Consider the following 10534-nt stretch of genomic DNA (forward strand, 5'->3'; position numbering starts at 1 on the left):
AGTCGGTGATTGCGTAAAGGTCGGTGAAGTCCTGGAACGCGCCGACGGCCCCGGCGCGTGCCGGGGCCGTCGGGGAAGGCGTCGGGGAGGGACTATCCGACGCTTCTGCGCCGGTAGACGGCCACGGCGGCGACGACGCCCAGGGCCGCCAGCGCCACCTGGATGATCAGTTCCAGCCAGTTGATGCCGCGGGTGTTCCCCACTCCGAGGCCTCGCGCGATCGCCGTGCCGATGAGGGCGGCGATGACGCCGATCACCATGGTCAGCCAGATCGGGATGGCCTGACGTCCGGGCACGACCAGCCGACCGAGAGCGCCGATGATGAGTCCGATGATTATGGCGGAGATGATGCCGCTTACGGCCATGCTGCCATCCTCCTCTAGTTCGGCTGCCTACCTTCTCCCCATTCCAGGTGATTTGACACCTTTTGGGCTGTTGTGTCAGGTGGGACCCACGACATGGTTCTCCCAGGCCCATGCGGCGATCTCGACGCGGTTGCGCACCCTGAGCTTGGCCTGGATGCCCGACACGTGGGTCTTGACCGTACTGAGCGAGATGAACAGCTCAGTGGCGATCTCCTGGTTGGTACGGCCCCGCGCGACGGCCCGGACGACCTCGATCTCCCGGTTCGAGAGGGGATGATCCGGCCGGGCGGCCGGATGAGTGGTCCAGTGGGTGGTCAGGTGGCGCAGCAGTCGCAGGGTGACGGAGGGGGAGACGAGGGCGTCCCCGGCCTGCGCGGCCCGCACGGCCTCCACCAGCAGGGCGGGGCCGCAGTCCTTCAGCACGAAGCCCACCGCGCCCGCCCGCAGCGCGCCGTACACGTACTCGTCCAGGTCGAAGGTCGTGACCACGACCACCTTGAGCGGCTCGGGGACTCCCGGGCCGGCCAGGAGACGGGTGACCTCGATGCCGTCGAGCCGGGGCATCCGCACGTCGACCAGGCACACGTCCGGCCGCAGCCGCCGGGCCAGCTCGACGGCCTCGGCGCCGTCGGCCGCCTCGGCGACCACCTCGATGTCGGGCTGGTCCTCCAGGATCAGCCGCAGGCCGCCGCGTACCATCGCCTGGTCGTCGGCCACCAGGACTCTGATCGTCGTCACCTGTCGCGCCGGAGGCCCGGGTGAGGCGCGGGCAGGGTGGCGAGCACCGACCAGCCGGATCCGGGCCGCGGCCCGGCCCGCAACGTGCCGCCGAGCGCCTCGACCCGCTCACGCATCCCGAGCAGGCCGTATCCTCCACGCGATCCTCCACGCGATTCCCCGCCCGGCCCTGGCGGCGCGTCGTCGGTGACCTCCACGACGACGACGTTCCGGTTCCGTTCGACGCTGACCGTGACCGCACGGGCTTGCGGCGCGTGCCGGGCGATGTTGGTCAGCGACTCCTGCACCACCCGGTAGACCGTGGAGGCCACCTCGGGCGGCCACGCCGCCGTCTCCTCCTCGTGCGGCAGCCGCAGGCGCACCGGGTGGCCCCCGGCCTCGAAGCGCCCGACCAGGTCGCCGAGCCTTTCGGGCCCGGTGACGGCCGCGCCGTCGCGGGAGCCGCTCGCCGCACCCTCGGCAACGCGCAGCAGGCCGACGACGCGTCGCATCGCGGCCAGCGCGTCGGACCCGGCCGCCTCGATCTGGCCCAGGGCGTCGCCCGCCTTCTCGGGGCTCCGGCGCGCGACGAGCCGGGCGGCCTGTGCCTGCACCACGATGCCGGTGACGTGGTGGGCGACGACGTCGTGCAACTCCCGGGCCAGCGCCAGCCGTTCGGCCTGGCGCACCGCCTCCGCGACGGCCCGCCTGCGGGCGTCGAGCAGCCGCGGGGACAGCCCGGCCACGACGGCGGCGGCCCAGGTCGTGATGTTCATCGCGGTGACCGACGGCACCCCGGCGGCGACCGTGTGCGCGGTCAGCAGGCTGCCGACGGCCACGGCCAGCCCGCCCCCCGCTACGCCGCAGGCCGTACGGACCGGCAGTCTTCTGACCGCCGCGGCGACCAGCACGGCCAGGCCGAGGGCCATCCCGGGGCCGGGCTCGGCGGGCAGATCGGCGAACCTGGCGGCCAGGACGGCGGTCGCCGCCACGGCCAGGCCCGCCACCGCCGCCCACGCCCGGTCGCGCCGCCGGACCAGGGCGATGACGCAGACCGCGGCGCCCGCGGCGCAGTCGAACCGCCAGTAGCCGCCACCCCAGCTGCCGGCGATGAGGGAGGCCCAAAGGGCCAGGACCACGACGAACACGGCGCCCAGCCCGGCGTCGGCCGCCCGTCTCCGGACCCCCCGCCCCCGTACCCTCCGCTCCCGTACTCCCCGCCCCCGTACTCCCCGGCTTCGAAAAACACAGGCCCGAGGCTATGAGATTGGCGGCCCGCACAGAACCGGCCGAAAGTATGGTCCCGTGCCGCGCGATTCCCGCTTGCGGCCGATGCCGGAGCCGTACGGGTCCGCGCAGGATGCGGCTTCATGCGACCTTCTCCGGAAACTTCTCCGGAAACTTCTCCGGCAACTCCTACGGCGACTTCTACGGAACACACGCGACGTGAGCGCATCACCGCGCTCGACGTGGTGCGCGGCTTCGCGCTGTGCGGGATCCTGCTGGCCAACGTCAAACCCATCTCCCACACCGGAGACCTCTGGCGGGCGGCCGAGCCGGCGACCCCCGACGACGCCTGGATGGGCCTGCTCGTCGAGCAGCGTTTCTTCCCGATCTTCTCGCTGCTGTTCGGCGTCGGGTTCTCGCTGCTGCTGGAGTCGGCCGCCGCCCGGGTGGCACGGCCGAGGGTGATCCTGCTGCGCCGGCTCCTCGTGCTGCTCGCGGCCGGGCTGGCGCACTTCTTCCTGCTCTGGCACGGCGACATCCTGAGCACGTACGCCGTCGTCGGCCTGCTGATCCTGCTGCCCTCGACCTGGCTCCCGCGCCGGGTGGTCGCCGGGCTCGCCCCCGCGCTCGTCGCGGTGTCGCTCTTCCTCGGCGGGGAGAGGTTCACCCTGGTCGCGGGGTTGTTCCTGCTGGGCTCCGCGCTGACCCGATACGGCGTGACGGCCCGGATCGAGCGGTCCACCCGAGTTCCGGCGCTGCTCGGGCTGGCCTCCGCGGTCGCGGCGGCGCCCGCGCTGTGGTGGTCGGTCGGCCAGGAGGGCGGCGACCCCGACTTCGGGCGGGCGCTCGCCCTCTCCGGGCTGCTGCTCGCGGGGGTCTACGTCTGCGCCCTGCTCGTGCTGCTGCGGACGCCGCTCCGGCCGGCGCTGCGGGCCGTCTTCGCGCCGCTCGGCCGGATGGCGCTGACCAACTACCTGACCGCGACCGTCCTCGTCCTGCTGGCCGCCCGCCTCTGCGGATGCTCGCCGGAGGCCTGGTCCTCGGCGAGGGTGGCGGCGACCTCGGCCGGAATCCTCGCCGTCCAGTGGCTGTGGTCCGTGCTCTGGTTGCGCACGCACCGGTACGGACCGCTGGAGTGGCTGTGGCGGTGGGCCACCTGGGGCCGCCGGCCCTGAACGCGGTCAGGCACGGGTATCAAACACGGGGTGGCGCGGTGCTCTCCCGTACGACGAGGGTGGTGGCGAGCTCGACGCGGTGCTGTTCGAGCGGCTCGCCGTCGGCGAGCGTGAGGACCATCCGCGCGGCGGTGGCCCCCATCTGCACGAGCGGCTGCCGTACGGTCGTCATGGGCGGCCCGGCCCACTGGGTGAACGACAGATCGTCGAACCCGATCACGCTGAGGTCCTCCGGGACGCGCAGCCCGGCCCGCCTGGCGGCCTCGTAGACGCCGAGCGCCTGCAGGTCGTTGGAGCAGAAGACGGCGGTCGGCGGGTCGGGCAGGCGCAGCAGCTCGGCGCCGTCGCGTAACCCGCCCTCCACATAGAGGGTGCTGATCCTCAGGAGGGCGGGGTCCACGTACACGCCCGCCGCGTCCATCGCGGCCCGGAAGCCGTCGAGCCGGGCCCGGCAGCACGGCCACTGGGTGGGCCCGCTCAGCATGGCGATGCGGTGATGGCCCAGGTCGAGCAGGTGCCGGGTGGCGGCCATCCCGCCGCTCCAGTTGGTGGCCCCGACGGACGGCGTCTGGTGCAGCGGCTCCCCGGTCGGGTCCAGCACGACCAGGGGGATCGAACGGGTGGCGAGCTGGGACTGCTGCTGCACGGTGAGCTCGGAGAAGACCGCCACGACCCCGGTGGGGCGGCGGGCGAGCACCTGTTCGGTCCAGGCCCTGCCGGGGGTGAGCCTGCCCTGCATCTCGGTCAGCACCACGGCCAGCCCGCGCTCCCGCGCGACCTGCTCGACGCCCTGGATGATCTCCAGTGCCCACAGGCTCTCCAGGGCGTGGAAGACCAGCTCCAGGATCGCGGCCGGCTCGCTGTCGCGCCGCCGGTAGCCGTGCTCCCGCAGCACCGCCTCCACCCGCTGCCGGGTGGTCAGGGCGACCCCGGCCTGCCCGTTGAGCACCCTCGACACGGTCGGCGGAGACACTCCCGCCAGATTGGCGATCTCGGCCAGAGTCGGCCGGTGCCGGGGAAGCTCCCCGCCGGGGGCCCGGTCGGTCGCGGTCACCGCCCCAGTATGCAGGACAGGCGATCAGGACTCACCCGCGACTCTCCCCGCCCGTCGTGGCCGCGTACCGTCGGTTTTGGGGGTGGATGTCGTGTTTGTGGATCGTCGTGACGCCGGGCTCCTCCTCGGCGAGCGCCTGCGTGACCTCCGTGACGCTCAGGACGGTGTGGGTGAAGTGGTCGTCGTCGGGCTGCCCCGCGGTGGGGTGCCCGTGGCGTTCCAGGTCGCCCGGGCCCTCGGCGCCCCCCTGGACGTGATCCTCGTCCGCAAGCTGGGCGTGCCGTACCAGCCCGAGCTGGGGTTCGGCGCCATCGGCGAGGGCGGCGTGCGGGTGGTCAACCCCGACGTCGTACGGCTCGCCCGGCTCAGCGACGACGAGATGGCCGCCGTGGAACGCCGGGAGCGGGCCGAGCTGGAGCGCCGCGCCCGCCGGTTCCGCGGCGCCCGCGAGCCCGTCGACCTGGCCGGCCGTACGGTGATCGTGGTGGACGACGGGATCGCGACGGGCGGGACGGCCCGCGCCGCCTGCCAGGTCGCCCGCGCGCACGGCGCGTCCCGGGTGGTGCTGGCGGTGCCGGTGGGCGCGCCCGAGACGATCGCGAGCCTGCGCGGGGACGCCGACGAGATCGTCTGCCTGGACACCCCGGACCACTTCTACGCGATCGGCGCGTGGTACGAGGACTTCACCCAGACGAGCGACGAGGACGTCATGGAATGCCTTCACCGGGCCTAGCGCCCTCATGGGCTCAGTGCTCTTATGGGCTTTCCGGGCGCCACTCCAGGTAGTGCTCGATCCGGGCGTCGGGGCCCGGGTAGAAGCACGGTGTCTCCCGTTCCTCGTCCAGCCAGCGCACGAGGTAGGGCGGCGAGCCGTCGGTGTGGTAGAGCGCCAGCACGATCCCGACGCGGCCCGCCCTGCCCCGTTGGACGCTCTCGACGACCAGCCGGTCGCCGACCGCCGCCTTCATCCTCATCACAGCCCTCTCATCACATGCCTCTCATCACAACCCCGCCGGTGTGGCGACCTCGGTCGTGATCGGCGTCCAGCGGTGCGCCAGGCGCTTGGTCAGAGAGGCCATCGTGGTGTATTCCAGGTCTTCCAGCGGCAGCCGGTGCGGCTCGAAGGGGCCGTGGCGGCGCAGGTAGTCCATCACCTCGGTCGCCTGCCGCCGCGCGCCGTCGAAGGCCGGGTCGTCGAACATGTCGCGGGGGCCGACCAGCCTGCCGTCCTTGATCTGGAAGCCCAGCGCGACCACCCGGGGCGGGCGGTCGAAGCGGGACGGGTGCGCCTGCCCGACGGGCACCGGCACCGGGGCGCCGATGTACATGAGCATGTCGTACAGGTCGGCCGGGCAGTCGAAGACGATGCGGCGGTCCTCGTGCAGGTCGTGGACCTCGAACGCGAACCCGGCGTGCATCTTCTCGTCGATCACCAGGCCGGCGGTGTTGGACGGGTCGGCGAACATCTTGTAGAGCGGCAGGTTCCACGCGCCCGGCTCGGTCTTGTCCGCGAGGAAGCACAGCACGAGCTCGGACGGTCGCTCCTCGAACTCCAGCTCCGCGTAGCCCGGGCCCATGCCGCGCAGGTTGCCGGAGAAGGCGTCCGACAGCAGGTCCTGCCCGGCGCCGTACAGGCCGAGATCCTTGGCGATGTGGGTGGTCGCCTGGAAGGTGTCCCACGCGAAGGAGTGGATCAGCCCCGCCTCCGGGCCGTAGGTGTGGGTCATGATGAGCGAGATGTCGTCGCCGCAACTCTCGACACAGCCGTCGACGAGCAACCCGGCGGACTTCGCCCGCTCGATCTCCCGCCTGGCCTCGGCGACCAATCGGGGATGCACGGCGGAGTGGCCGACGAATCCTCCGGTGTCGGCCTTGATGACGCTCAGCGTGATCACGGTCATCACCTCTAAATACACACTTATCCGGATTTTTGGGAAGAAAAAGAGCACTAGGTCACAAATAGGGCGGGACTTCTGTACGGCGGGTAGGAGTGAGCTGAAGACAGGGCCCTGGGCGGGCGCGGGGGGAGTGCCGGCCATGAAGATCAGAGATGTGATGTCCACGCCCGTGGTGGTCGTCCCGCCGGTCACCCCGGTGCGGGACGTCGCTCGGAACATGGACTATTCGGGCGTCGGATGCGTCGTCGTCTCGGAGGGACAGGGCGTCCTGGGCGTCGTGACCGACCGCGACCTCACCCTTCGGGTGCTCGCCCGAGGCGGGGACGGGGACACACCCGTCGGCCGGGTGATGTCGGAGCGTCCCGTCGTGGTGCGGCCCGGCGACGATGTGGAGGTGGCGTTCGACACGTTCCGCCGTCACTCCTTCCGGAGGCTGCCGGTGGCGGACGAGGCGGGGGTGGTCGGCATGCTGACCCTCGACGACCTGCTCCTCCAGATGCACCAGCTCACCGCCGACCTGCTCACGCCTGTGGTCAAGGAGATCAGCGAACCGCAGCGGCAGAGCGACTAGATGTCCGCCCTTCACCTGCCCGTCCCGCGGCCTGCGCTGCTCGCTCTGCGGATCGTGGCGGAGCTCGCTCCGCTCGGCCGGGATCGCGCCGGCTCGGCGTGATCCCGGGATGGGCGTGGTTTTCGGCCGGGCGGTGGCCGTCGGTCATCCGGCGGGTGCGGGAGGAGGCGGCCCGCGAGCGCCTGTCCCTGCTGGCCGCCGGCATCGCCTTCTGGGGAACGCTGTCGATCTTCCCGATGCTGCTGGTCGTGGTGGCGGTCTACGGGCTGGTGGCCGACCCCCGGCAGGTGGCCGGGCAACTGGCGTCGTTCACCCGGCCGCTGCCCCCGGACGTCGCCCGGCTGATCGTCTCCCAGCTCACCAACGCGGTGCGCGCCGGGCACCGGGGTCTCGGCGCGCCCCTGGCACTCAGCCTGGTCGCGCTGCTGTGGGCCTCGTCCCGTGCCGTCCAGGCGCTCGTCCGGGCCGTCGACGCGGTCTACGGCGGCCGGCGGGACCGCGGCTTCCTCCGTACCCGGCTGACGGCCCTGCTGCTCACGGTCGCCGCCATCGCGGGGACCTCCGTACTGCTGGCGCTCGTGGCGGCGTTCCCGGTGGTGCTGGGTCATTTGGGGCTCGGCGCGGCGGCCCGCGCGGCCGTCTCGGCCGGGCGCTGGGTGATGCTCGTCCTGCTCTTCGGCGCGGGGCTGGCGTTGCTCTACCGGTACGTCCCCGGCGCCCCGCTGGAACCCGGGTGGCGGTCGGTCGGGTGGGGCCTGGGACTCGCCATACCGGCCCTGCTGCTGGTCTCGGTGGGCCTGTCGGTCTTCGTCAGCGGCTTCGGCCGCTTCGACCAGACGTACGGCGCCCTGGGCGCGGTGGTCGTGCTCATGCTCTGGCTGTATCTCTCCTCGCTGGTCGTGCTGTTCGGTGCGGAGATCAACGGCGCGGTCGAACGCCAGGCGCGAGAGGCGGATGCCACGCTTGCCGCCGGACCGCCCCTTGACCGTCCCTGACGCGCCGGGATGAGGGGGCGCTGCACGGCATTTGTCACGATAAATCGTAGATTGTTTGGGCAGTAGGGAGGCGTGTCCGACACCGGTCGTTCCCCAGACAGCGGTATCTCCAGCGGCATCTCCAGCGTCTTCCCCTCACTCCCGGGTCAAAGTGAAGGGACACTGGAGCCGGCCGAATCTCCGACCTCTTCCGACCGGCCGTTCCCCGACCGACCCGTGCTCGGCACGGATGCTGACACGGATGCCGGCACGGGTGGCGGGACCGGCGGCGAGACGGCCCGGGACACGCGTGCCGGCGTCGCCACGGACACGCCCACAGAGGACAGCGCGGGTGACAGCGCAGGCGACAGCGCGGGTGACGGGGTCGCGATGACGCCCCTCGACCGGCCGTTCGGCATGCCCGGGCGCCCGCTGCGGAGCAACCCGTTCATGTTCGGCCTGACCGGCGCCCTCGGGGTGCTCACCGCCTGGCTGCTGGTGCAGGCGATCGCCAGCGCGGGTTCGGCGCTCGTGCTGATCGTGGTCTCGTTGTTCCTGGCCATCGGCCTCAATCCCGCGGTCGAGGCCCTCCAGCGCCGGAACCTGTCCCGCCGCCTCGCGATCACGATCGTGTTCGGGTCGGTGATCGCGTTCTTCGTCGCCTTCGGCCTCGCGGTCGTGCCGCCGCTGACCGAGCAGACCACCGGGTTCTTCGGCCACCTGCCGGAGTACGTGCAGCAACTGCAGAACCACCCGCTGATCCGCTCGGTGGACGAGCGCTACCAGGTCCTGGAAAAACTTCAGCAGTACGTGACCGGCGACAAGCTGGCCACCCAGATGTTCGGCGGTCTCCTCGGCGTGGCGAGCGTCCTGATCAGTGCGCTGTTCAGCGGGTTCACCGTGCTCATACTGACGCTCTACTTCCTCGGGTGCCTCAACTCCATCAAGGAGACGGCCTACCGGTTCGTGCCGCGCTCGCGCCGTACGCGGGTCCGGCTGCTCGGCGACGAGATCATCAACCAGATCGGCGGCTACGTCGCCGGGAACCTGATCATCTCGTTGATCGCCGGAGTGGTGACCTTCCTGTTCCTGTCCATGCTGAAGGTGCCGTACGCGCTGGCGCTGGCCATCTTCGTCGCGGTCACCGACCTGATCCCGCTGGCCGGCGCGGTCATCGGCGCGGTGGTGGCCTCGGGGGTGGGCTTTCTCGTGTCGGTCCAGGTAGGCGTCGCCTGCACCGTGTTCTTCATCATCTACCAGCAGGTGGAGAACTACTGGATCTCCCCGAAGGTGTTCAAGTCGTCGGTCGACGTACCGCCCGTGGCGACCATCGTCGGGGCGCTGCTCGGCGGCGCGTTACTCGGCATCGTCGGCGCGCTGCTCGGAATCCCCCTGGCGGCCGCCCTGCTCCTGATCGCCCGCGAGGTCGTGCTGCCCCGCCAGGATCGGCTGTAGCGACTCATAGCTGCTTCGTCTCCGCTTCATGCCTGCTCCTTCATACCTGCTCCTTCATGCCTGCTCCTTCATGCCTGTTCCGAACGGCGCACGCGCTCGGGGCGATGAACACGTACGCTTTCGGCATGGGCACCCTCGGGGCTTTCGCGGCGGTTGTTTCAGGCTGCCGGCGGTGCGCGTCGGCGTTTGTGAGAAGCGCGCGAACGGCCCGTTTCCGTGGTGCCGTCGCCGCCCCCACGTCAGGCCGCGTCCCACGATGGGTGGAATGGCCGCCGTAGTCCGGGAGTGACGTCCGTACGGGCCTCGAAGATCGGAGGGACGTGTATCCGCAGGAGAGAGCACCGGCCATGCGGGTTCCCTTCCGGATCGCGGGCCTGTGGATACGTGTCGTACTGCTTGTCATCCTGCTCTGGGGCGCTTTTCTGACAGTCCTGAGCATTTTCCCGCGCGAGAGCACGGTCGCCGAGTTCGAGGCTGCGCTGCGCGCGGATCAGGTCACGTGCGTGATCGTCTTCAATGGCGATCCGGTGCGGTTACGGTGGTCGGCCGGTCCTCTGCTGTGGTACGACGTCGATCGGGTCACGAACGCGGCCCGCGTTCGCCGCGATCTTGTGCGCGAATCCGAGGTCGCCGATCAGCGCCCGTTGGTCATCTGGCGCTGGACCAGTGACCATGACAACCCGCACTACCCGTCGTGGCCCTTCCAGGTGCCGTTCCCCGGCGCGCCCTCGATCGTCGGCAGCGCATGGCTCGCCGCTCTCTTCATCATGCTCGGGGCGGGTCCACCCCGCTGGGGCAACAGATGGGCCTGGTTCTGGCTCTTCTGGATGGGCGAGGTGGGCGCGATCCTGTTCCTTCTGCTGGAGCCACGGTCTCTCTGGTACGGCCTGCAGTCGCAGCAACCGATCCCCCGCCCGATGCGCGGGGGCCACGGCTGCGTGCTGTCCATCTGTCTCAACCTCGTGGGTGCCGGCCTCGCCGCCGTCGGGATCTCCAGAGCGGTCCAGGCCCTGGCCGATCTTCTGGCCACCTTCCCCTGAGCCTGAGTTCGCGGTCTCCTATCCCGCACTGCCGGTCCCTCATCGCCGAAGTGCCCTG

General features: G+C 71.2%; 12 protein-coding genes. 6 read left to right on the forward strand and 6 right to left on the reverse strand.

The window, feature by feature from the left end:
• Positions 1–92: 92 nt before the first annotated feature.
• The 3 genes from OG344_RS12715 to OG344_RS12725 all read right to left on the reverse strand — a co-directional run bounded on the left by OG344_RS12715 (position 93) and on the right by OG344_RS12725 (position 2230).
• Positions 93–365: a GlsB/YeaQ/YmgE family stress response membrane protein gene (locus OG344_RS12715; protein ID WP_327043480.1), complete on the reverse strand. Its 273-nt coding sequence runs from the start codon at positions 363–365 to the stop codon at positions 93–95.
• Between the two features lie 75 nt (positions 366–440).
• Positions 441–1064, reverse strand: a complete 624-nt coding sequence (locus tag OG344_RS12720; RefSeq protein ID WP_405089083.1) for a response regulator — start codon at positions 1062–1064, stop codon at positions 441–443.
• A gap of 35 nt (positions 1065–1099) precedes the next feature.
• Positions 1100–2230: a histidine kinase gene (locus OG344_RS12725; RefSeq protein WP_405088396.1), complete on the reverse strand. Its 1131-nt coding sequence runs from the start codon at positions 2228–2230 to the stop codon at positions 1100–1102.
• A gap of 321 nt (positions 2231–2551) precedes the next feature.
• Between OG344_RS12725 and OG344_RS12730 the strand changes: the two genes are divergently transcribed.
• Positions 2552–3484 (forward strand): DUF418 domain-containing protein, encoded by a 933-nt coding sequence (locus OG344_RS12730; RefSeq protein ID WP_405088397.1) that lies wholly within the window; start codon positions 2552–2554, stop codon positions 3482–3484.
• A 19-nt stretch (positions 3485–3503) separates the two neighbouring features.
• On the opposite strand, the gene OG344_RS12735 is transcribed toward OG344_RS12730, so the two are convergent.
• On the reverse strand, positions 3504–4538 hold the full coding sequence (locus OG344_RS12735; protein WP_405088398.1) for a LacI family DNA-binding transcriptional regulator: 1035 nt from the start codon (positions 4536–4538) through the stop codon (positions 3504–3506).
• 97 nt (positions 4539–4635) lie between these two features.
• Between OG344_RS12735 and OG344_RS12740 the strand changes: the two genes are divergently transcribed.
• Complete coding sequence (locus OG344_RS12740) at positions 4636–5271, forward strand: phosphoribosyltransferase (protein ID WP_405088399.1); 636 nt, start codon at positions 4636–4638, stop codon at positions 5269–5271.
• A gap of 22 nt (positions 5272–5293) precedes the next feature.
• Here OG344_RS12740 and OG344_RS12745 read toward each other — a convergent pair whose 3' ends face one another.
• A complete protein-coding gene (locus OG344_RS12745) occupies positions 5294–5512 on the reverse strand; it encodes a DUF1918 domain-containing protein (protein WP_405088400.1) in 219 nt (72 codons plus the stop codon).
• Between the two features lie 27 nt (positions 5513–5539).
• The gene (locus OG344_RS12750; RefSeq protein WP_405088401.1) at positions 5540–6439 is read right to left on the reverse strand and encodes a fructose 1,6-bisphosphatase; all 900 of its coding nucleotides are present in this window, start codon (positions 6437–6439) and stop codon (positions 5540–5542) included.
• A gap of 136 nt (positions 6440–6575) precedes the next feature.
• Between OG344_RS12750 and OG344_RS12755 the strand changes: the two genes are divergently transcribed.
• From OG344_RS12755 to OG344_RS12770, 4 genes are all read left to right on the forward strand, one after another.
• Positions 6576–7007 (forward strand): CBS domain-containing protein, encoded by a 432-nt coding sequence (locus OG344_RS12755; RefSeq protein ID WP_405088402.1) that lies wholly within the window; start codon positions 6576–6578, stop codon positions 7005–7007.
• A 98-nt stretch (positions 7008–7105) separates the two neighbouring features.
• Positions 7106–8002: a YihY/virulence factor BrkB family protein gene (locus tag OG344_RS12760; RefSeq protein ID WP_405088403.1), complete on the forward strand. Its 897-nt coding sequence runs from the start codon at positions 7106–7108 to the stop codon at positions 8000–8002.
• A 369-nt stretch (positions 8003–8371) separates the two neighbouring features.
• Positions 8372–9436, forward strand: coding sequence for an AI-2E family transporter (locus OG344_RS12765; RefSeq protein ID WP_405088404.1), 1065 nt, complete (start codon positions 8372–8374; stop codon positions 9434–9436).
• 347 nt (positions 9437–9783) lie between these two features.
• Entirely contained in the window at positions 9784–10476 is a 693-nt protein-coding gene (locus OG344_RS12770) for a hypothetical protein (protein WP_405088405.1), read from the forward strand.
• Positions 10477–10534: the final 58 nt, after the last annotated feature.

The organism is Microbispora sp. NBC_01389 (assembly GCF_045040095.1).
Lineage (GTDB): Bacteria > Actinomycetota > Actinomycetes > Streptosporangiales > Streptosporangiaceae > Microbispora.